We start from the raw sequence: 21,478 nt of genomic DNA, 5'->3' as shown, positions 1-21,478 counted from the left end.
CCAGGCAGGCCAAGACCACTGGCAGGAGGCAAACTGCCGGACCGACCCGAACGAACTTGCCAGCACATCACGGGCTGCCATTGCACGAGGTTGTTCTGCTGCTTGAAACCAACCCTGCACAAGGCCTCGCTGCTCAAGAGGTGATTCGCCGGCAGGCACAGTTCGGAGCAAATATCCTGTCCCGTTCGCGGTCCGGCGGCATACTTCGCAAGCTCGCGCGGCAGTTCAACAACCCACTGGTGTACGTGCTGCTGGCGGCGGCCGCCGTCACCGCGGGACTTGGCGAGTACCTCGATTCAGGGGTCATCCTGGCCGTAGTACTCATCAACACACTGATTGGTCTTGTGCAGGAGATCAGGGCGGAGGCCGCCCTCGACGCCCTCCACACACTGGTCCGGACCTCCGCCGTCGTTATAAGGAACGGTCAGCGGCTGGAAGTCCCATCGGAAGACCTTGTCCCGGGAGACGTCGTCCTTCTGGACGCAGGAGACAAAGTACCTGCCGATATTCGACTGTTACACCTCGCCGGCCTGCGGGTGGACGAGTCTGCCCTGACGGGGGAAGCAGAGGCAGTCGCAAAGGACGAGGTGGTCCTTCCCCCCACTACGCCCGTGGCAGACCGCCTGAACATGGTCTACAGCGGGACATTAGTGACTGCGGGCAACGGTGCCGGCGTCGTCGTCGCCATCGGTGGCGAGACCGAGCTCGGTGAGATCCACCGGCTCATGGGAGCTGTCCGGCCCGTGGCCACCCCACTGACCCAAAAACTCGCCCATTTCAGCATGACGCTGACCATTGCCATTCTTGTCCTGGCCGCTTTGGCCTTCGCTGCGGGCGTGGCACGCGGCCAGCTGGCCGCGCAGATGTTTACCGCCGCCGTCGCGCTCGCTGTGGGGGCGATCCCGGAAGGCTTGCCGGCAGCAGTGACCGTAACCCTCGCCATAGGCGTCCGCCGGATGGCCCGCCGCCGTGCCGTTGTGCGCCGGCTGCCGGTGGTTGAGACGCTGGGCAGCACCACTGTCATTTGCTCGGACAAAACCGGTACGTTCACCGAGAACCAGATGACAGTGCGGTCGCTGTGGACTCCATCCGCCATCTACCTCGTCACAGGTTCCGGCTACGGGCCGGAGGGGCAGATTCTTCCGACAGGAGAAGAAACCCGGGCCGGGGTGCCGGAGCCGGCAGGGCATGACACAGCCCTGTACTGGTCGTTGCTGGCAGGGGCCGTCTGCAACGACGCCAAGGTCATCCGCGAAGGACATGCCTGGCAGGTCCAGGGCGATCCTACGGAAGCAGCGATGTTGGTCGCAGCCGGCAAAGGGCGGGTGGATGCAGCTGCGTTCCTTGACGCAAATCCGCGGGTCAGTACCCTGCCGTTCACTTCCGAGCTGCAGTACATGGCCACACTCCACTCTCCGGGCGCCCCGGGCGGGGGCGGCCTCGTGTTGGTAAAGGGTGCTGCCGAAAGAGTGCTGGAGCTGTGTCAGGCCCAGATGGACAGCGACGGCGGAAGCAGGCCAGTCGGTAGGCAGGCAGTTCTTGAAGCGCTCCACCATTTCACAGGAACGGGCCTGCGTGTCCTGGCCACTGCAACAATGCAACTGCCGTCTGGAACAGCCTTTAAGGGAGTAAATCTGCACCGTCAGATGACTCTCACCGGGCTTCAGGCGATGTTCGATCCGCCCAGGGAGGCAGCGGCTGCAGCGGTACGGGCCTGCCACCAGGCGGGCGTGGCCGTGAAGATGATCACCGGAGACCACGTGCGAACTGCGGCGAGCATAGCCGAAGCCGTGGGCCTGACCGCGAACCGGCCAGACCGGACGGCGTTGACGGGAGCCGAACTGGACGCAATCCCGGCCGATCAGCTGCCCCGGGCCGTGGAGGACGCCGCCGTTTTCGCGCGCGTATCTCCTGAACAGAAACTTCGCCTGATCAGAGCCTTACAGTCCCTGGGACATGTGGTTGCCATGACGGGCGACGGCGTCAACGACGCACCGGCGCTAAGGCAGGCGAACGTGGGCATAGCCATGGGGCGGTCAGGAACGGAAGTGGCCAAAGAGGCAGCGGACATCGTCCTGACTGATGATGACTTCGCCACCATTGAAGCCGCGGTTGAAGAAGGCCGCAACGTGTTCGACAACCTGACCAAGTTCATCGTCTGGACCCTGCCCACCAATATGGGAGAAGGTCTGGTAATCCTTGTGGCAATCCTCATTGGCGGAACACTTCCCATCCTGCCCACCCAGATCCTGTGGATCAACATGACCACCGCTGTTGCCCTCGGCCTGATGCTGGCGTTCGAACCCAAGGAACCGGGCCTGATGTCCCGTCCTCCCCGGGCGCCCGACCGCCCGCTCCTGACCTGGGCACTCACCATCCGCATATTGTTGGTCTCCACCCTCCTCGTAGCCGGCACATGGTGGATTTTCGACCTGGAACTGGCCGGCGGGGCATCCATTGCAGAAGCCCGGACCGCGGCAGTCAACCTCTTCGTCGCGGTGGAATTGTTTTACCTGTTCAGCTGCCGTTCCCTCACCCGCCCGAGCTGGCGGATTGGCCTCTTCAGCAACCGTTGGGTGGTTCTGGGCCTTCTGGTCCAGGCAGCCGGCCAACTCGCCATCACCTACTTCCCGGTGATGAACGAGCTCTTCCACACAGCACCCATAGGCTTGGAATCCTGGCTGCGGATCCTGGGCATTGCCCTGCTCGCCTCCCTGGTTGTGGCCGTCGACAAACGCTTCCGACGCCACGCGTTCTAACCTGCCAGGACAAAGGGAAATGCTCCGGTCCGGACTTTCGTCCCTACCGTTCCAAGGCGGCCGCGATGCATGCTGGAGACGGGCCCGCGGGGGCCGGCAACCAAGATTCCGCACGCAACTGATTTGGAGGCCGTCGTGCCACTGTCGGAATTTGAAAGACGTGAGCTCGAGAGGATCGGCCTCGACCTGCAGGAGGACGACCCGGGGCTTGCCGTACTGCTGAGCCAGGACCCATTCCCTCGCTTTGGCAAGACCGGCATCCGCCGTGGCTTGGCCGCTATCCTTACCGGTCTCTGCATCCTCGTGGCCGGCCTGCTTCTCAAGGCTCCGTTGTTGGGGGTTACGGGTTTCGCGGTGATGTGCGCTGCGGGGTACTGGAGCACGCGAAACCTCCGGGGGATGTTGGCAATGGGCGGCAGTCATGCCGGCGAGCTGGAACGGGACACTGAATAGCAGGAACGGCGCGGACCGGCTGGCCGAGGAGGGATCTTTATGACGGACCTCGCTCTACACCGGAAGGGAAGTTGCTGGTGGAAGGGATGCTCGCCGAGCACCGGGTGATCGTCGACCTTGTTGAGGAACTGCGCACCTCCCGCGGCGTTCGGGCTGCCGTGGCAGGCAGCGCAATAGAGCGGATATTTGCCCTGCACCTGGATAAGGAAAACCGGCTCCTGATGCCCTTTATTGCTGGCTCGCCGGAGTTGTCTTTGGCAGAGTCAGTGAAAGGACTCCACGAGCTGACGGGTGAAAATGCGGGGCACCACCCCGTGAACGACGACGGCGCCCACCATCACTGATCCACCCTACGGCTTACGTCTTCTCTTGGTTCCTCCGGGGCGTGCACCACCAAGACCGGGCAGTGGGCATGGCTGATGCATGCCGAACTGACCGAACCGGTCACAAAGGTGCCGTGGCCGCGCCTCCCCACGATCAGCAGTGAGGCGTTCCGGGTCGCTTCGATCAATAGCGGAGCCGCTTTGCCCTGGACCAGCCGGCCCCGAAGATTTTGTGGCCGCTCCGCACCGAACGCCATCTCGAGGGACTGCCTGAGGACTTCTTGAGCGGCATACTTGAACCCTTCGGTCCCCACTGCAAGATAGAGGCCAAAACCAGGGGGAACATCCCAGCAGGCCCAAGCTTCAACGGGCGCCTTGAGGGGTTCGGCGAGGGTCCGGGCTACGCGTAGTGCTTCGATGGCCGCGTCAGAGCCGTCCACCCCCACAATGATCTTCTGGTGCTGTTCCGGGGGGACCAAGGTCTGGGCTCCGTTCTCTTTCCATTCCTCTGCTCCCAGAGTGGACAAGGCGCGGGCCCACGGCTAGGGCCAAAAGTCACCGGCGGCAAGAATGCCGCCCGAACTCCTCGAACCCGCCGGACCGGCCATCGCACGGATTCCGGTCTTTAGTCCCTAGCCGTGGATTCCCGGCCACGCAAAAATTGAGCCTAACCCGGCAAAGGGGCCGCCTCGCACACCAGTGCAGGCTGGGGGGGGTGATGAAGTGGGAGTGCACAATGCAAAGGCATGACGCGGGATCGGATGGAGTTCCTCCAAACCCCCGGGCACCGATCCGGGTGTTCATCCTCGATGACCACGAACTCGTGCGGCAGGGGCTGAAGGACCTGCTTGAGGGTGAGGGGTTTGTGGTGGTTGGAGAGAGCGGCTCGGCGGCAGAAGCCACCCGCCGGATCCCCGCACTGCACCCCGACATCGCTATTTTAGACGGACGGCTACCCGACGGCACCGGGATCGAAGTATGCAGGGATGTCCGTTCTCTCGATCCGCGTCTGCGCTGCCTGATCCTGACCAGCTACGACGACGAACAGGCCCTTCGCGGTGCAGTCCTGGCGGGTGCCTCCGGCTATGTCCTCAAACAGATCCGAAGCGACGACCTCCTTGCCGGTATCCGAAAGGCCGCCGCGGGTGAATCGCTGTTCGAGGCCGGCGTTGAACAGCGGATCATCGATGGCATCACCAAGGCCCCAACCGATCCTCGAATGGACGCACTCAGTGCACAGGAGAAAAGAGTCCTGACGCTGATTGGGCGGGGGATGACCAACCGCGAGATTGGCGACGAACTCTTCCTGGCCGAAAAGACGGTGAAGAACTACGTTTCTTCGATATTGGCGAAACTCGGATTCGAGCGACGGACCCAGGCAGCCGTCTATGTGACCAGAAACGTCAAGGATACGGAGTGAGGCGTCCTGCAGGAATAGGTCACTGACGGTCCACAGACCAAGTGATTCGGGTCCCTTCCCCAGGCGCACTCCGGATAAGACAGGTACCGCCCAACACCTCCGCGCGGTGCCGCATGTTGGCGATGCCGCTGACCTGCGGAGGTTCTTCAAAGCCACAACCGTTGTCCTCGATCACCAACTCAATGTGGTGCTCATCCACAGAGACGCTGACCCGGATTTCCGTTGCCTTGGAATGGCGCGAGGCATTGCTTAGTCCCTCAGAAAGGACGGAGAGCAAATGCCCGGCCACGCTTTCCGGGACTGCATCGTCCAAGGGCCCGGCGAAGGACAGCTTAGGTTCCAGCAAATAGCTGCGGGAATTGTTTCGGACCACACTCAGGATGCGGTTCGATAAAGATTCGCGGCCCTCCTCACCTGTGCGAAGAGAGTAGATGGTGTCCCGCAGCTTCTTGATGGTGTCGTCAAGTTCCGATGTCACCGCCGCGATCCGCTCATGAGCAACTGGATCCGATGCGTAGCGGCGCAGGCTTTGGATGCTCAATCCGGCTGCGAAGAGCCGCTGGATAACAAGGTCGTGCAGATCGCGGGCAATCCGTTCCCGGTCAGTGAACAGGAGATTTTGTTCTCGGAGGGCATGGACCCGCACCACGTCAAGAGCCAGGCCGACCCTGCTGCCGAATAGCGTACTGGACTCCAACTCCGCTTGGTTGTAGGCAGTTGACCCTACCGGACGGGCGAGCAGCAGTACACCGTTCCTACCGGTGCTGTGCCCAATGGCGCATACCAGCACCGGACCCAGCTTTTCTGCCATCTCGTCGTCGAACACCTGTTGCGGATCCCGCGCCACAGCCGACTCCCCGGACTCGATGACTTCGGAGACCACGCCGGAAGCGGCGATTTCCTGCCCGGCCTGGAGGCCCTGGACCCCCAGGCAGGACCGGCACCTCAGGGCACCGCCCTCATCCGGTACAGCGATGACAGCCAACGTGGAACCTGAGACCCGCAGGGCCGTTTCAGCAACCAGGTCGAGGTTCCGCGCATCCCCCGGAGCGGACGCCATGATGAGCCGGCTGCTCAGCTCCATCCCGGCTTCGAGCCACTTTTGGCGCCGTTTGCTATCTTCAAAAAGTCGGGCGTTTTGAATCGCAACCCCAGCCGCGGCAGCCAAGGCTACCGCCAGGTCTTCGTCCTCCGGCGTGAAGTCCTGGCCTCCGCTCTTTTCTGTGAGGTACAGGTTTCCAAACACCTCCTCCCTCACCCGGACCGGTACTCCGAGGAAGGACTTCATGGGCGGGTGGTTGGGCGGAAATCCGGAGGCGATGGGGTGCTGGCCCAGATCATGCAGGCGTAGCGGCTTCGGCTCACGGATCAACAGCCCCAGGACGCCGTGCCCTGTGGGCAGGTTTCCAATGGACCTGATACCTGCATCATCGATTCCCACAGTGATGAAATGGCTCAGGCTGCGGTCCTCCGCAATAACTCCCATTGCCCCGTACTTGGCACCTACGAGCTCACAGGCGGACCGCACCAGGCGGTCCAGCACTGCTTCCAGGCTAAGATCCCCGGCAAGTGCCACTACTGCGGACAGCAGGCCGTTCATTCGTTCCTGGGTCTGCAACAGTTCATCTGCCCGGGCAACAAAGCCCCGCAGGAGGTCCTCCGCCCTTTCCTTCATCGGAGAGCGCCACGGCTCAGTGCTCATGTCCGACCTCCTGTGAAACTACCCGCGTCCTTGCGGGTCTTCAATGGTGTTGCAGGCGTCAGGGCAGCTCGGGCCTCCCCGGTGATGCCACTTCCGCCCAGGCATAAAAGGATGTCTTGGGACCAGTGTACGAGCTAAAGCGCCTTTAACGCTGGGGGACTTTCTCCCCTACCTGCCAGGGACTCTGCGTCCTAGGCTGCGGCTATGGATACAGCAGCAACGGAACCGGAAGCGGAAACCCTGGGTCTTCCTGATTGTTGGAGATACCTCAGGTCAACCTCTGTTTGCAGGATTGCCTTCATCCAGGGGTGAAACGGTGGAAATCTATCCGGTCAACTACGTCCCGAGCAACGGTACGTTGCTGATACGTACGGGTGAGGGCTCGAAACTGGATGCGCTGGCTGACCACAGGGCCGTCTCCTTGGAAACCGACGGCCTGAACCAGTACGGGACCATCGCGTGGAGCGTGGTGGTCAAAGGGATGACGGCGCTTGTTACGGACACGGACGAAATTCAGGACGCCATGGACGCCGGCCTGTCGCCATGGCAGGCAGGACCAAAGAACAGCCTCATACGGGTAACGCCCTCGGAGCTGACCGGCCGAAGGTTCGTCATCGCCCAGCCATCAAAGTGGTGGCCTCCGCTTGAACCGGTAGAAAGATAGCCACTCATGGAATCCCGTAAGCCAATCGCCGTCGGCATTTCTCAAACGTCGGCATCCGAGGCCGCATTGTCATGGGCGGCCGCCCGTGCAACCAGGCTCAAAGTGCCCTTGGTGGTACTGCACGTCCTCGATGACCGCTGGCTGGTAGGCGAAGTCCTCCCTTATGTGGAGGTTTTGCGCGAGTCTGGCCTGGCCCTTCTGAAGGAGGCCGGAGAACGCGTCCACAGCCATGACGCGAACCTGCAGGTCTCAGTTGAGTTGCTCGAAGGAGGCATCGGGGCAGCGCTGGGTAACTATTCGCAGAACGTTTCCATGCTGGTCTTGGGCAGCAGTGGTCACTCGCGCGGGGCCCTGACTGACCGGGCGCTGCAGGTGGCAGCCACGGCAGTCTCCCCGGTAGCAGTTATTGGTGCCGGGCAGGCCGAGGGGAACGGCGTAGTGGTCGGCGTGGACGGGTCTAAGGAAGCAACCCAAGCCGTGTCCTTCGCGGCAGCCGAGGCTGATGCCCTGGGCGAGGAACTTACGGTCCTCTACGCATTCACCGGTCCAAGCCGCTGGATCAAAGCAGGTCTCCCCACAAGCAGTTTCGCCGAACATGTGATCGAAGAGGAAAACATCGTCTTATCCGAAACTGTAGCCGGACTCCGGCAGGACTACCCCGGCATTGTGGTTCACAGCGTCCTGGAAACCGTCCTCGAGCCTGCCGACGCCCTGCTGCGGGCAGCCTCAGGAGCCAGGTTGCTAGTACTGGGCAGCCGCGGCAGGGGCAGCTTCGGCCGGCTGCTACTGGGATCGACCGCACATGCAGTCCTCACCCAGCCCCCTTGCCCCACGGTAATTACCCGGTTGAACAAAACCCGCCACGAGAATTGAGTCGCTGGTGCGCGCATGGTGGGTCGGGCTGCCGGGGCCGATTTCGAACCGACCTTTAGTGATGGGCGAGCGTGGGGACCCCAAGCGAAAGGACGATGAGCTCCTCCTCGACGTAAAGGTTTGTGGGATCTGCCGGACGGACCTTCATCTCGCGGAGGGGGACCTCGAGCCTCGTCATCAGAACGTCGTACCGGGGCACGAAGCTGTTGGTGTCGTGGTCGACAGCTCAGACAGGTCAAGCTTCGAGCCGGGTGACAGGGTTGGCGTAGCCTGGCTCGGCGGTACCTGCGGTACGTGTGCCTACTGCCGCCGCGGCGACGAGAACCTGTGTTCAGCACCCGTCTTTACTGGTTGGGACAGGGACGGTGGCTACGCGGAGCAGATGACCGTTCACGAGGACTTTGCTTACCGGATTCCGGACGTATTTGCTGACGAAGAAGCGGCGCCCCTGTTGTGCTCAGGAATTATCGGTTACCGTGCGCTGAAACGGGCCGAGCTGCCCCCTGGAGGGCGCCTTGGCATCTACGGCTTCGGCAGTTCCGCCCATCTGACAGCGCAGATGGCGATCTACCTGGGTGCGTCCGTCTTTGTCATGACGCGCTCGGAACCAGCCCGCTCCCTCGCCCGCAAGCTTGGCGCAGAATTCGTCGGCGGTGCTTTCGACGTTCCGCCGGTGCCACTTGACTCCGCTATCCTGTTTGCACCCCTTGGCGATCTTGTGCCCGTGGCACTGCGCGCCCTTGATCGTGGAGGAACCCTCGCTGTTGCCGGCATCCACCTCAGCGGCATCCCTTCCCTTGATTACGGCGCAGACCTGTTCTATGAACGCCAGCTGCGCAGCGTCACAGCCAACACCCGTGTGGATGGACAGGAGTTCCTGGCACTCGCGGCCCGGATTCCGCTCACACCGACCACCACGGCCTATCCCTTCGAGAATGCGGACAAGGCCCTGGATGATCTGGCAGCAGACCGGATCACCGGATCAGCTGTATTGCGCATTGGTCGGTAGATTCTTCAACCGGGCCAGGATAGGACGGCCCCGGGTGCTGGCCCGTTGTGTCACGCCGGCTCACCTTCCGCGACCGGAGGTCAAAGGTCTTTGGGCCCTGTTGAGGCGTCAGCACCCACCATAGGATCGGGGCATGACCGACAAGAACATGGTGCCTGAAGCAGAGATCCTCGACTCCGACGAGTGCTGGAAGTTACTGGGCCACACCAGTGTGGGACGGCTTGGGGTTGTGCTCGATGGACAACCGGATGTCTTCCCGGTGAGCTTCAAGCTTGACGGCGACGGCCTGATTTTCCGCACCGGTAGCGGAACAAAGCTCCACGCCATTGAAGCGAACTCAATGGTTGCCCTGGAAGCGGACAGCGTCAGTGCCGAATTCGGCCTGGCATGGAGCGTCGTTGTCAAGGGCAGAGCAGTTGAGGACGACGCCGCCGGGCAGGACCTGAATGAAGCACGCCGTGGCCTCTTTCCCTGGCAGGGCGTTGGTCAGGACCACCTCATCCGGATCATCCCCCAATCGGTGACGGGCAGGCGGTTCACCTTGTCGGCCGCCGGCACTTGGCGGACTCAGTTGGATGAGGCCACCCGGGCCGGGCTCGAGTAGCCCGGCCCCCACGCCGTGAACGGCGCGGAGCGGTGGAGCGTTGCCCGACTGTTTGACGGCTCTGCCGGGGCAAGCGACATTTATCAGGCGGCAGAGCGGATGGCATCCGCAATGGGACCCATGGAAATCCGTGTGTCGAAAAGCCAGGTTTCGTTCCGCCGGCGCCGTGGATTCGCGTACCTCTGGCACCCCGGAGCCTATGTAAAGTCCGCGGTTCCGGTGGTCCTGTCGCTGCCGCTCCCATACGAGGTTGCTTCTCCCCGGTTCAAGGAAATCGCGCATCCCTCCCCCGGAGTGTGGATGCACCATCTTGAGCTTCCGGACAGCAGCCACCTGGATGGTGAAGTGGCGGAATGGATGCGCGAAGCCTATGACGCCGCCGGCTGAGACGACAGCGCTCTCCACCAACCGGAACGCGCCTTGCACAGCCAGCACCTCCTGAGGAGCGGTCACCTCACTGCCGTGACGCCGACCCCCGGGGTGCCCACCGCCGCCAAGCCGCGGCGGCGGCCTTCGCCCAGGGCGCGGAGCGCGTTCAAGATGGTAGCCAGGTCCACCAGTTCCTGCAGGAGGGCGCCGGCCACGGCAGGAATGTAGCCAAACACTGCTGCCACCATCAGCCCGATGCTCAGCAGGATTCCCGTCCAGATGCTCGCCAGCGCTATCCGGACAGTGCGCTGGCCGATATCAACAGCCAACGCCACCTTGGAAAGATCGTCGAGCATAATAACGACGTCGGCCGACTCGCTTGCCGCCGTTGATCCCTTCGCCCCCATGGCAATGCCGACGTCGGCCGCGGCCAGGACCGGAGCGTCGTTAACGCCGTCACCCACCATCATGACCGGACGTTTCCGCAGTCCCGCAACGACTGACACCTTGTCTCCGGGGAGGCAGCCGGCCTTGAAGCGTGAAATTCCCGCAATGGCCGCGATTTGTTCGGCAGTGGCCTGCGCATCGCCCGTGAGCAGGAGGGTCTCCTGTACGCCTAGCCCGCGCAGGCCGGCCAAAGTGTCCACTGCATCCTCCCGCAGAGGATCGCTCATGATCAAGGTACCTGCGAACACGCCGTCAACTCCCACGTAGACAGCCAGTTGGCCACCGGCCACCACGGCCTCCTCGAACCCCGAGGTGACGGACCTGACAAAGCCGGGTTTGCCCACTACCACGGCCTGGTTTCCGCAGGTGGCCGTCACACCCTGCGTCGCTTGTTCACTCGCCTCGCTTCCCACCAGCAGAATCAGACCCCGTTCACGCGCAGCGCTAACCACGGATGACGCGAGGACATGCGAAGAGTATTGCTCCGCCGAAGCGGCAAGCTGCAGGAGCCTGTCCTCGCTGAGCACCCCGGAAGCTGCGTGCGAAACTCTAATGCTGTGCAGCGCGGGACGGCCGTAAGTGAGTGTGCCCGTCTTATCGAACACTGCCGTCCGCACGCGCGCGAGCTGCTCCAGTGTGCCGCCGTTCTTAATGATGATTCCCGCGTGTGCCGCGCGGCTGGTGCCCGCAAGGAACGCAACCGGTGCGGCAATAAGCAGCGGGCAGGGGGTGGCGACGACAAGGACCTGCGCAAACCGGCCGGGGTCTTGGCTGACGTACCAGCCTGCCCCCGCGAGGGCGAAGGCGAGCAGCGTAAACGGAAAGGCGTACCTGTCGGCTAGCCTGACCACGGGAGGCCGGCTGGACGCCGCTTGCTGGACCAGCGACACTATACGGCTGTACTGCGAATCCTCCGCCGTCGATATTGCCTTCATGTGCACGGCGTCTTCTCCGTTGACCGATCCGCTGAGCAGCAGGTCGCCCCGAGCATGCTCCACCGGCATGCTCTCGCCCGTCAAGGTGGATTCGTCAAAACTGCCTGTTGCCGTGAGCAGCGTCCCGTCCACGGGAAGAACCTCCGACGGTTTGATCAAAAGGATGTCCTCCGGGCGGACAGCCTCCACCGGGATGTCTTCGGGGGGCAGGCCCGGCAGTTCCTTATGGGCCGTCTGGGGCACGCGCTCAAGCAGCGACCGCAGCTCCCGCGTTGCACGCCCGCGGGCAATCTCTTCCAGAGCTTCCCCTCCCGCCAGCATCAGCACGATGATCAGTGAGGCCACATATTCCCCCACCGCCACTGTTGAAATGATGGCAGACACTGCCAGGAGATCGATTCCCCACCGGCCCCGGAACAGTGATCGGACCATGGACACGGACCTCAACGCCGCCGCCAGGAGTGCATAGGCGCTCGCTGTCCACCTGGCTGCGGGCTCCTGACCTGCCGACAGGAGCAGTGCCACGATCAGTCCGGCTGCCAAGGTAGCGGCCACCAGTGGAAAACGCGCCATCGGACGTATCAGCAGGGAGCGGAACATGTTATCGACGCTGGCTGGATTGGACCGACGGGGGGCGGGTGACGATCGTGGGAGAAGGCAGGCGCTCGAGAATTTTTTCGGCGACGGAGCCGGCGGGTTTGCGCAGCCCGCCGCGACCCCGGCAACCAATCACCAGCAGATGTGCCCGTTCAGCCGAATCTATGAGCGCATCGGCAGGTGAGGCGTCCCAAACCACCGATTCGTGCACAGTCAGGCCTGGAAAGAAGGCACGAACGCTGCGGGCGGCTGCAGCGAGCAGCTTTCCAGGCTCCAGTGCCGGCTCGTCGGCCAAGCCGCCGTTCCGGGCACTCGCCACGGCCGGCAAGGACGAAGCATGCAGCACTGTCAGCGCAGTATCCATCCGATGTGCCTCCTCTGCAGCCAATTCCAGGGCGATCCGGGAGTCGGCAGAGCCATCGAAGCCTGCCACCACCCCCGTACGCCCGTCCATGCCCTGGGAAGGGATGACGGCGACTGGGCTTTGACACAGCATCGCGGCTTGGAAACTCACGGACCCGGATCCTTCCCCCCGGCTGTCGGCCGGCCTGTCCGAGCCAAGGACCACCATGTCGGCGTGCGCCGACAACCGGCTGAAAATCGCTGCCGGCTCACCCGGCTGCCACTCGGTGACGATCTCCAATGACGGGTGCCGGGCGGAAACTCTCGCCCGTTCACGGGACAGCACGAGCTGCGCCCGCGCCACCGCTTTATCGTAGAGAGAAGGTTCCCGGAAATAGGAAGACTCCGGAACGGCCCTCAGCAGGTGGAGGCGGAGGCTACGGTGATCCGCTCTTTCGGCCGCCCAATCCACAGCCTGCTGTCCCGTGTTTGAGTCATCAGCCCCTGCCAGCAGTTCGCGCATTTCCGGTTCCCGGCTCATTGCCCCAGTGTGCCCTTTACCGCTGAAATTTCCAGTGCCTTAAGCCCCTGACAGCAGGATTCGGGGCTTTCGCCCCTGTTGCCTGTTCCCCCGGACAGCTGTACTGGTATGGCACGACTCGCGATAGCGACGGCGAAGGAAAGAATATGACTAACGTGACCATCATCGGAAGCGGACACATGGCGCGGGCACTGGCAACGGTGATGCTTCGCGGCAACAACCCGGTCCAGGTTCTGGGACGCGATGGTTCCTCAACCCGGGACCTGGTGGAGAGCCTTGGACCCGGCGCCACAGGGGGTATCGTCGGGGCTGCCGTTACAGGCGCAATCGTCTTCCTGGCCGTGCCCCACAAGGAAGTGCACAACGCCATCATTGAGGTTGGGGCCCTAGTTGCCGGGAACCGGGACATGGAAAGGTATTGGCATGAGTGATAACAAGCCTGTGGTTGTCGGCGTGGACGGCTCGGAGTACTCTCCCCAGGCATTGCGGCTTGCGGGAAAGTTCGCCTCGGTTTTGGATGCGCCCCTGAGGGTGGTGACCTGCCTGGGGATGTCAGACTTCTACCTTCCCGCCCACCTGCCGCCCGGGTACATCGACAGCGCGGCCGAGCTGGAGACCATCGCCCGGCGGCTCATGGAGCAGGCCATCGACAGGGCTTACGGGAACGACCGTCCGCAGCATTTATCGACGGAAATCAGAATGGGATCGCCGGCCAAGGTCCTGGTCGATGAAAGCCGAAATGCCCAGCTGCTGGTTGTGGGGCGAAGGGGCCACGGCGGCATCCTTGGTCAGCTCATGGGTTCGGTCAGTGCATCATGCGCGGCACATGCGCACTGCCCTGTCCTGGTGGTAGGGGAAGAAGCGGCGGAGTCGGCATAGCTGTGCAGCCGCACCCAATCGACATAAGACAACCGCCCTTCGAAGGAAGGCTAACGTCATGAAAGCAGCAATCGTCTACGAATCGCTCTACGGAAATACCCGCGCTATTGCAGATGCGATAGCTCAGGGCCTGGCCGGCGCGGCCGAAGCCCACGTGCTGTCCGTTGAGGACGCCGGCACCACGGAACCGCCTGGAACCGACCTGCTGGTGGTGGGGGGACCCACCCACATCCATGGCCTGAGCAGGAAGCCCATGTGGGAAATGGCCGTCAAGGACGCCCTCGACCATCCGGAACGGGGCCTGGTTCCCGAAGCCTCGGCCGACGGACCAAACCTGCGGGCCTGGTTCGGTGCCCTGGGCAGGACCAACGGCAAGGCGGCAGCCTTCGACACCCGGCTGGAGGGCAACCCGGTGCTGACCGGCCACGCGTCCAAAGGCATCGCAAAACGGCTCCGGCAACATGGCTTCGATCTGGTCGCTGAGCCTGCCAGCTTCCTCGTCGATGACAGCAACAAGCTTCTGCCGGGCGAACTCGACAGGGCACGGGAATGGGGCAAAATGCTGGGCTCTGCCCTCTCCGCGCATTCCTGAATGCATCCCGCCGGTATGACCGGGGCTCCTGTTCCTTCCGACGCTGACGCGAAGGCAGGAACAGGCCTCTCGGCTGCCGAGGTAGGCGAACGAATGCTGGCAGGGATGGCCAACGGTCTGCCCGACGACACCAGCCGAAGCCTGTGGCAGATCCTTCGGGCCAATGTCCTGACACTGCTGAACGGGATTGTTGGCAGCTGCTTCCTCCTGCTCCTGCTGCTGGGGCAATGGCGGGACGCCCTCTTCGGCTTCGCGGCAGTCAGCAACGCCATCATCGGGGTGGTCCAGGAGTACCGGGCCAAACGGCTGCTTGACCGGCTAGCGATACTGGATACCCCGGGTGCCCGCGTGCTCCGGGACGGCCGGGTGCAGGAAATCCCGCCTTCCGACGTCGTCATGGATGACATCGCCGTGCTGCAGGCGGGCGACCAGGTGGTGGCGGACGCCATCATCCTCGAGGAAAATGGCCTCGAACTCGACGAGTCACTCCTCAGTGGCGAGTCGGATCCGGTGGGCAAAAGCGTGGACGCGACAATCCTGTCAGGCTCGACAGTTACCGCCGGACAGGGCCTTGCGAGGGTGGTGGCAGTGGGGACAGGCTCCTACGCCAGCCGCCTCACCGCGGAAGCTAAACGCTTTTCCCTGGTCGGTTCAGAAATCCGGAATGGAATTGACCGGGTCCTCCGATGGATCAGTTGGGCCTTGCTGCCTGTAGTCGCCATCGTGACTAACGGCCAGATGCAGGCGAAGGGCGGCTGGGAGGCCGCTATCCGGAGCGGGGAATGGCTGGAAGCCCTGGTGGGAGCAGTGGGTGCTGCCATCGCAATGATTCCATTGGGACTGGTGCTCATGACCAGCGTCGCCTTCGCCGTGGGCGGCGTGCGGCTGGCTCGCCGGCATGTCCTCGTCCAGGAGCTTGCTGCGGTGGAAGGCCTCGCGCGGGTGGACGTCCTGTGCATCGACAAGACCGGAACCCTCACGGAAGGCCGGATTGTCTTCGATGCCGCGCACCCGGTCGCCAGGCCCCTTCCCCAGGGCTGGCAGGAAGCACTGGGATGGTTCGGCGCAGACCCCCATGCCAACGCCACCGCCCGCTGCCTGGCGGCTGGTTTCCCCGACGACGGCGGAGAGTCTCCTGCCGCCGTCGTTCCTTTCTCCTCGGCCCGCAAGTGGAGCGCGGCGGAATTCTCCGCACCAGGCGCCGGCCCAAGGACGTGGGTCCTTGGGGCACCGGATATGGTTCTGGCTGGAGATGGCGGATCTGCTGCTGCGCTGGCCCAGTCCCGTCGATTGGCGGCAGAAGGCTACCGCACCCTTCTGTTGGCTTACTCGGACAATCCTCTGCCGTGCGGCGACCCGGAGGACAGGCAGCTGCCCGTGGGGCTCACGGCGGCCGTCCTCCTGACCTTTCGGGAGAAACTCCGGCCGGATGCCGCGCAGACCCTGGCCTTCTTCCGCAGGCAGGGCGTCACCGTGAAAATCCTTTCGGGCGATGACCACCGGACGGTGGCTGCCGTGGCGCGCGAGCTGGGACTGGGCGCGGGCCCCGGCTATGATGCGCGGCTCTTGCCCGAGGCTCCATCGCGGCTGGACGGGGTGCTGGAGAACTTTTCCGTCTTCGGCCGCGTGACACCTGGCCAAAAAAAGGACATGGTCCTGGCATTGCAGAGAATGGGCCACACCGTGGCGATGACCGGCGATGGGGTCAATGACGCTCTGGCCCTGAAGGAGGCAGACATTGGCATCGCGATGGACACTGCCGCGCCTGCCACGAAAGCGGTCGCCCGCCTGGTGCTTTTGGACGGCCGCTTTGACCGGTTGCCCGAAGTCCTGGCCGAGGGGCGTCGGGTCATCGCCAACATCGAGCGGGTATCCGTCTTGTTCTTGAGTAAGACAACTTATGCCGTCGCCCTGTCAGTGGGGTTTGGGGCATTGATGTGGAGCTTTCCGTTCCTCCCGCGCCAGCTGTCCGCGACGGACGGCCTCACCATCGGCATACCGGCGTTCTTCCTGGCTCTAATGGGCAATTCCCGCCGTTATAAGCAGGGGTTTTTGCAGCGGGCGCTCGGCATGGCGGTACCTTCCGGGATCATCATCGCGGCGGCCGTTTTCGCCGTACAAGCCTATGCGCTGGCAGTGGGGGGCTTCAGCCCGACAGCGACCCGTACTGCCTGCGTCCTCGCACTGTTACTGGCGGGCCTCGGCGTCCTCGCCGCTGCCAGCCGTCCGCTAACCCGCCTCAGGCTGGCTGTCGTTGCTGCCACGTGCGTCGGAATCGTACTGCTGATGGCCCTCCCCCTCCTGCAGGAGTTCTTTATGCTGGAGTGGCCGCCGCCCGAGCTCTCCAGCGCTTCCTTCACCGCGGCAGCGGTGGCAATCCTGGCCATCATGGTGCTGGGCCGTGTACAGGCCCGGAGGTTGAGGCCTGACGCCGGCGCGCAACGCAGAGCGGACCGCATCTGACGCGCTAGTCCATCCAGTCCGCGGAAAAGTCCAATGGCGGCCACCAGCGCGTGCGCGGCGACACCGCGAACTTTCGCCCGGACACTTCCAGGGGAGTGATCTGCACCAGGTGCTCCTTCAGGCCGCCCTGCCACGGTTCGCGGTCCGGGCCCGCCTGAATCTCCGCAGGGTCGCCAGTGAACGGGCCGGGTATTCCCTTCAGCACAACGCTCCAGACCTCTGTGGAGTACGCGTTGAGCCCATCAGCCTCCAGTGCCACGGCAGCACCGGTAAGCAGCGCCCGAAGCTTCGTCCCGGGTGCCGTGCGGAAGACGACGCTCCTGCCTACGGTGATGATGTTCAGGGGAAAAATCTCCGGAGCACCCCCGCTGATGACGGCAAGCCGCCCGATGTACGAGGACTGCAAATACTTCCAGCACTCTTCCGGGGCGAGTACTTCAGTGTTCGAGGGCGGGGTGGGGTTGCGCATGATCCTGATCCTAGTCCCCCGCAGCGGCGGCTACTGCGGCACCGGGACCAAAGCCTCTGGGTCGATCCGTCCTGCGGCCGGACCATTTAATGAGCGGGGCATCCGACCTGCACCAACATCATTGCAAGGAGGCAAAACGTGGCTGATCTGATGAAGTGGTTTGACACCAGGCGTTCACCGATGGACATGCTTGAAAGGCTTTTCGAAGGTGATACATCCGCGTCCGGCATCCGGGTGGAGGAATCGGTGGAGGGCAACACGCTGGTGGTCCGTGCGGAAGTGCCGGGAGTGGATCCGGACAAGGACGTCAGCGTCTCCATTGTTGACGGCGGCCTGGAAATTAAGGCCGAGCGGCGTGAGAAATCGGAGCAGAAAGACAAGAACAGCTACCGGTCGGAGTTCCGTTACGGGTCATTTGTCCGGAGGGTGGCACTGCCTGATGGCGTGAAGCAGGAAGACATCACGGCGTCGTACAAAGATGGTGTGCTTGAGGTCCGCACCCCCGTGCCGACAGCAGGTGAGCAGCAACCCGCGAAAAAGATCGAAATCAGCCGCGGCTGAAAGTCCGGCCGTTTCAACAGCGGTTGGATCAGCGACAGCACATCATCCGAAGAGGACCGCCGCTTCCCGGTAGCGGTCCTCCGGCACGGTCTTCAGCCTGCCCAACGCCGCCTCGAAGCCGACGTTGACGATGGCGGTGCCCCGCAGTGAGACCATGGTTCCCCAGCGGCTGTTGGCGGCGGAGTCCACTGCCGCCATTCCCAGCCGCGTCGCCAGGACCCTGTCGAAGGCTGTGGGTGCTCCGCCACGCTGGATATGGCCCAGCACAGTGGCCCGTGTTTCGATTCCCGTCATGTTTTGGAGCTCATGTTCCAGGAGGATGCCGATTCCGCCCAGCCGTGGACGACCGAATGTGTCCAGGCCGCGGGGTGAGTATGGTTCCTCCTGCCCCTCGGGGACAAAGGCTTCCGCCACGACGACAAGTGGCGCCCGGCCCCTGTTGTGCGCGGACGCTACCCAGCCGGCGACCTGCCGTAAGGAGACCCTGTGCTCCGGGATGAGAATGGCGTGGGCGCCGGAAGCCATCCCGGCGTGCAGGGCGATCCAGCCGGCGTTCCGGCCCATGACTTCCGCGATCATGCAGCGGTGATGCGATTCGCCCGTGGTGCGCAGCCTGTCGATGGCCTCTGTTGCAGTCTGGACCGCTGTGTCGAAACCAAACGTGAAGTCGGTGGCATCAAGGTCATTGTCGATGGTCTTTGGAACGCCTGTAACTTTGATTCCCTGCCCTGAGAGTTCCTGTGCCGCCGCAAGGGTCCCTTCTCCGCCGACGGCTATGACCCCGTCGACACCTAGCGACTGTAGGCTTCTGCGCACCGCATCCACACCGCCGTCCTTGAGCGGGTTGGTCCGGGAGGTGCCAAGGATGGTGCCGCCGAGCTTGGCGATCCCGCGCACGGCATGCCGAGGCAGGCCGATGACGTCCTGGTCCAATACGCCGCGCCAGCCGTCGCGGAACCCAACGAACTCGAAGCCGTGGGAGATGACCCCGCTCAGCACGGCGCCGCGGATCACTGCATTGAGCCCCGGGCAGTCACCGCCGCTGGTCAGAATGCCCAGCCTGGTCATTGCGTACCATTCTCGGCGGCTGCGATGACCGGAAGGGTCTTGACGTAGGTGTCAGGGTTCAGCGAAATGGAATCGATACCGTGTTTGACGAGGAATTCAGCGAAGTCCGGATGGTTACTGGGCCCCTGGCCGCAAATCCCGATTTTAATGCCGGCCTCGTGTGCTTTGTCGATCACCTGGGCGATCATTGTGGTGACTGCCTCGTCCCGTTCGTCAAAGAGCCCTGCCAACTGTTCGGAGTCACGGTCAACTCCCAGGACCAGTTGGGTCAGGTCATTGGAACCGATGGAAAATCCGTCGAAGCGCCGGGCAAATTCGGAAGCAAGGATGACATTGGAGGGAATCTCACACATCATGTAGAGCTGCAGCCCCTCCGCACCCCGCACCAGCCCGTTATCCGCCATCACCTGGATCACCAGATCCGCTTCTTTCGGGGTGCGGCAGAACGGAACCATCACTATGACGTTGGTAAAGCCGAGCCGCTCCCGCACGCGCTTGAGTGCCTGGCACTCAAGCGCGAATCCTTCCCGGTAGCGCGGATTGTAGTAGCGCGAGGCTCCGCGGAAACCCAGCATGGGATTTTCTTCGGCGGCTTCAAAGGAGGCACCCCCTATCAGGTGCGCGTACTCGTTACTCTTGAAGTCGCTCAGCCTGACGATCACGGGATTCGGGTGGTAGGGGGCGGCGATCTTGGCGATTCCGGTGGCGAGTACTTCTACGAAGTACTCGCGCAGGTCCTGGTAACCATAGGTAAGTTCGCGGATGCGGGCGGCCTCTGCCGGATCCGCCACCCGTTCAGGATGCACAAGCGCCATCGGATGGATGCGGATCAGGTTGCTGATGATGAATTCCATCCTGGCCAGCCCTACTCCGGAAGCAGGGAGCCGCCACCACTGGAAGGCCGCGGCGGGGCTGGCGATGTTGACCATAACGGCAGTACGCGTTACAGGGAGGGCGCCCAGGTCCACGTCCTCGACATCAAAGGCAAGCATTCCCTCATAGACCTCCCCTTTTTCCCCTCCCGCGCAGGACAGCGTGACGGGCGCGCCATCGTGCAGGACCGAGGTGCCGTTGCCGGTACCCACCACAGCGGGCACGCCCAGTTCCCTGCTGACGATGGCGGCATGGCTGGTGGGACCGCCATGGTCCGTGATGATGCCGGCTGCGCGCTTCATGATCGGTACCCAGTCCGGATCGGTCATCCTGGTGACGAGGATGGCGCCGTCCCGGAAGTCCTCGATGTCCTTGGCATCCCTGACCACGCAGGCGCTGCCATGGGCGATGGACTCACCGACGGCGGCACCCGATGCCAGGAGCCGGCCCTGCTGGCGAAGGTGGTAGACGCTGAAAACAGACCCGCTTCTGCGGGCCTGGACTGTCTCAGGGCGGGCCTGGACCATAAAGAGCTCCCCGGTAGCTCCGTCCTTGGCCCATTCCATGTCCATAGGCCGGCCGTAGTGGTCCTCCACCGCCACAGCCCAGCGGGCCAGCGTGACAGCCTCGGAATCGTCAAGCACGAAGGACCGCCGCTCATCGTCAGTGGTTTCCACGGTCTGCGTCCGGGCGTGCCCGCCTCGGCTGTAGACCATCTTCCGTTCTTTGGCGCCGAGGGTCTTTTCGATAATGGGCACAAGGTTCGGCAGCGCCAGCAACGGCTTGAACACCTGGTACTTGTCCGGATTGATGGAGCCCTGAACCACCGTTTCGCCCAGTCCCCAGGCGGCGCTGATCAGGACGCTGCGCGGGAACCCGGACTCCGTGTCGATGGAAAACATTACTCCGGACGCTCCAAGGTCTGAACGCACCATTCTTTGGACACCGACGGACAGGGCGACATCCAGATGGTCAAACCCCTTGAGTTCGCGGTAACTGATGGCGCGGTCGGTGAACAGGGAGGCGTAGCAACGCCTGCATGCCTCCATCAGCTCACGTTCACCAGTGACGTTGAGAAACGTTTCCTGCTGACCAGCAAAGCTGGCGTCCGGCAGGTCCTCGGCTGTGGCGCTGCTGCGCACCGCTACCGATGCCCGATCCTGTCCCGTCCTGGTGCACAGTGCCCTGTAGTGTTCCTTGATACCCGTGGTGATGTCTGCGGGAAACTGGCCTGCAAGGATGAGTTCACGGATGGCCTCGCCGGCTTCCCGCAGGCTGGTGGTTCCCGCCCGGTACGCGCTAATAGCGGAACGGATTCCCGGTTCCAGGCCGTTGGCCGTGATGTATGCCCGGTACGCGGCGGCCGTGGTGGCGAAGCCCTCGGGTACCCGAACGCCGGCTGACACCAAGGACCGGGTCAGCTCGCCGAGGGACGCGTTCTTACCGCCGACAGCCGGCACGTCAGCCATCCCAACATCTTCCAGCAGCACCACGTGAACATCGGTCATTGTTGTCCTTGCAGTCATGGCTCGATC

The 21,478-nt window shown here is 63.3% G+C and carries 21 protein-coding genes; 14 read left to right on the top strand and 7 right to left on the bottom strand.

All coding sequences use genetic code 11. The features are described 5' to 3' along the window. Window positions 1-80: 80 nt before the first annotated feature. The 3 genes from AC3A4Z_RS01410 (at window position 81) to AC3A4Z_RS01400 (ending at window position 3,556) form a co-directional block, all read left to right on the top strand. Window positions 81-2,759 (top strand): HAD-IC family P-type ATPase, encoded by a 2,679-nt coding sequence (locus tag AC3A4Z_RS01410; RefSeq protein WP_498709562.1) that lies wholly within the window; start codon window positions 81-83, stop codon window positions 2,757-2,759. Window positions 2,760-2,828: 69 nt separating this feature from the next. After that, the gene (locus tag AC3A4Z_RS01405; protein ID WP_498709561.1) at window positions 2,829-3,212 is read left to right on the top strand and encodes a DUF3040 domain-containing protein; all 384 of its coding nucleotides are present in this window, start codon (window positions 2,829-2,831) and stop codon (window positions 3,210-3,212) included. Window positions 3,213-3,289: 77 nt separating this feature from the next. After that, complete coding sequence (locus AC3A4Z_RS01400) at window positions 3,290-3,556, top strand: hypothetical protein (RefSeq protein WP_498709560.1); 267 nt, start codon at window positions 3,290-3,292, stop codon at window positions 3,554-3,556. Here AC3A4Z_RS01400 and AC3A4Z_RS01395 read toward each other — a convergent pair. Continuing rightward, window positions 3,550-4,014: a universal stress protein gene (locus AC3A4Z_RS01395; RefSeq protein ID WP_498709558.1), complete on the bottom strand. Its 465-nt coding sequence runs from the start codon at window positions 4,012-4,014 to the stop codon at window positions 3,550-3,552. The genes AC3A4Z_RS01400 and AC3A4Z_RS01395 overlap by 7 nt on opposite strands. A 257-nt stretch (window positions 4,015-4,271) precedes the next feature. On the opposite strand from AC3A4Z_RS01395, the gene AC3A4Z_RS01390 reads away from it, so the two are divergent. Continuing rightward, window positions 4,272-4,955, top strand: a complete 684-nt coding sequence (locus tag AC3A4Z_RS01390; RefSeq protein WP_498709555.1) for a response regulator — start codon at window positions 4,272-4,274, stop codon at window positions 4,953-4,955. A gap of 19 nt (window positions 4,956-4,974) precedes the next feature. Here AC3A4Z_RS01390 and AC3A4Z_RS01385 read toward each other — a convergent pair whose 3' ends face one another. Beyond that, entirely contained in the window at window positions 4,975-6,657 is a 1,683-nt protein-coding gene (locus AC3A4Z_RS01385; protein ID WP_498709552.1) for a sensor histidine kinase, read from the bottom strand. Window positions 6,658-6,973: 316 nt separating this feature from the next. Between AC3A4Z_RS01385 and AC3A4Z_RS01380 the strand changes: the two genes are divergently transcribed. From AC3A4Z_RS01380 to AC3A4Z_RS01360, 5 genes are all read left to right on the top strand, one after another. Continuing rightward, window positions 6,974-7,321 carry a pyridoxamine 5'-phosphate oxidase family protein gene (locus tag AC3A4Z_RS01380; protein WP_498709550.1) on the top strand — a complete coding sequence of 116 codons (348 nt, stop codon included), beginning with the start codon at window positions 6,974-6,976 and terminating at the stop codon, window positions 7,319-7,321. Window positions 7,322-7,327: 6 nt separating this feature from the next. Then, window positions 7,328-8,194 carry a universal stress protein gene (locus AC3A4Z_RS01375; protein ID WP_498709548.1) on the top strand — a complete coding sequence of 289 codons (867 nt, stop codon included), beginning with the start codon at window positions 7,328-7,330 and terminating at the stop codon, window positions 8,192-8,194. 7 nt (window positions 8,195-8,201) lie between these two features. Next, entirely contained in the window at window positions 8,202-9,203 is a 1,002-nt protein-coding gene (locus tag AC3A4Z_RS01370; RefSeq protein ID WP_498709546.1) for a zinc-dependent alcohol dehydrogenase family protein, read from the top strand. A 133-nt stretch (window positions 9,204-9,336) separates the two neighbouring features. Beyond that, a complete protein-coding gene (locus AC3A4Z_RS01365; protein ID WP_498709545.1) occupies window positions 9,337-9,807 on the top strand; it encodes a pyridoxamine 5'-phosphate oxidase family protein in 471 nt (156 codons plus the stop codon). 15 nt (window positions 9,808-9,822) lie between these two features. Next, window positions 9,823-10,194, top strand: a complete 372-nt coding sequence (locus AC3A4Z_RS01360; RefSeq protein WP_498709543.1) for a DUF5655 domain-containing protein — start codon at window positions 9,823-9,825, stop codon at window positions 10,192-10,194. A gap of 62 nt (window positions 10,195-10,256) precedes the next feature. Here AC3A4Z_RS01360 and AC3A4Z_RS01355 read toward each other — a convergent pair whose 3' ends face one another. Both AC3A4Z_RS01355 and AC3A4Z_RS01350 read right to left on the bottom strand, forming a co-directional pair. Then, window positions 10,257-12,158, bottom strand: a complete 1,902-nt coding sequence (locus AC3A4Z_RS01355) for a heavy metal translocating P-type ATPase (RefSeq protein WP_498709541.1) — start codon at window positions 12,156-12,158, stop codon at window positions 10,257-10,259. A 1-nt stretch (window position 12,159) separates the two neighbouring features. Next, entirely contained in the window at window positions 12,160-13,038 is an 879-nt protein-coding gene (locus AC3A4Z_RS01350; protein WP_498709538.1) for a universal stress protein, read from the bottom strand. A gap of 146 nt (window positions 13,039-13,184) precedes the next feature. Here AC3A4Z_RS01350 and AC3A4Z_RS01345 point away from each other — a divergent pair, with 146 nt between their 5' ends. Genes AC3A4Z_RS01345 through AC3A4Z_RS01330 form a run of 4 tightly spaced genes read left to right on the top strand, consistent with a single transcriptional unit; the run spans window position 13,185 to window position 16,972 of the window. Beyond that, a complete protein-coding gene (locus tag AC3A4Z_RS01345; RefSeq protein WP_498709536.1) occupies window positions 13,185-13,469 on the top strand; it encodes an NAD(P)-binding domain-containing protein in 285 nt (94 codons plus the stop codon). Next, window positions 13,462-13,917: a universal stress protein gene (locus tag AC3A4Z_RS01340; RefSeq protein WP_498709534.1), complete on the top strand. Its 456-nt coding sequence runs from the start codon at window positions 13,462-13,464 to the stop codon at window positions 13,915-13,917. The genes AC3A4Z_RS01345 and AC3A4Z_RS01340 overlap by 8 nt, the downstream gene beginning before the upstream one ends. 58 nt (window positions 13,918-13,975) lie before the next feature. Beyond that, on the top strand, window positions 13,976-14,509 hold the full coding sequence (locus tag AC3A4Z_RS01335; RefSeq protein ID WP_498709533.1) for a flavodoxin family protein: 534 nt from the start codon (window positions 13,976-13,978) through the stop codon (window positions 14,507-14,509). A gap of 15 nt (window positions 14,510-14,524) precedes the next feature. Continuing rightward, entirely contained in the window at window positions 14,525-16,972 is a 2,448-nt protein-coding gene (locus tag AC3A4Z_RS01330) for an HAD-IC family P-type ATPase (protein WP_498709532.1), read from the top strand. 4 nt (window positions 16,973-16,976) lie between these two features. Here AC3A4Z_RS01330 and AC3A4Z_RS01325 read toward each other — a convergent pair whose 3' ends face one another. Then, window positions 16,977-17,441, bottom strand: coding sequence for a pyridoxamine 5'-phosphate oxidase family protein (locus AC3A4Z_RS01325; RefSeq protein WP_498709530.1), 465 nt, complete (start codon window positions 17,439-17,441; stop codon window positions 16,977-16,979). Window positions 17,442-17,579: 138 nt separating this feature from the next. On the opposite strand from AC3A4Z_RS01325, the gene AC3A4Z_RS01320 reads away from it, so the two are divergent. Then, on the top strand, window positions 17,580-18,002 hold the full coding sequence (locus tag AC3A4Z_RS01320) for an Hsp20/alpha crystallin family protein (protein ID WP_498709528.1): 423 nt from the start codon (window positions 17,580-17,582) through the stop codon (window positions 18,000-18,002). 42 nt (window positions 18,003-18,044) lie between these two features. Here AC3A4Z_RS01320 and AC3A4Z_RS01315 read toward each other — a convergent pair whose 3' ends face one another. Beyond that, window positions 18,045-19,070 carry an ATP-dependent 6-phosphofructokinase gene (locus AC3A4Z_RS01315; protein ID WP_498709526.1) on the bottom strand — a complete coding sequence of 342 codons (1,026 nt, stop codon included), beginning with the start codon at window positions 19,068-19,070 and terminating at the stop codon, window positions 18,045-18,047. Next, complete coding sequence (gene ppsA / locus AC3A4Z_RS01310; RefSeq protein ID WP_498709524.1) at window positions 19,067-21,469, bottom strand: phosphoenolpyruvate synthase; 2,403 nt, start codon at window positions 21,467-21,469, stop codon at window positions 19,067-19,069. Before ppsA ends, AC3A4Z_RS01315 begins: the two co-directional genes overlap by 4 nt. Between the last annotated feature and the right edge of the window lie 9 nt (window positions 21,470-21,478).

It is taken from the genome of Arthrobacter sp. Soil_C_49 (assembly GCF_057656635.1).
This window is presented reverse-complemented; position numbering and strand designations above follow the sequence as displayed.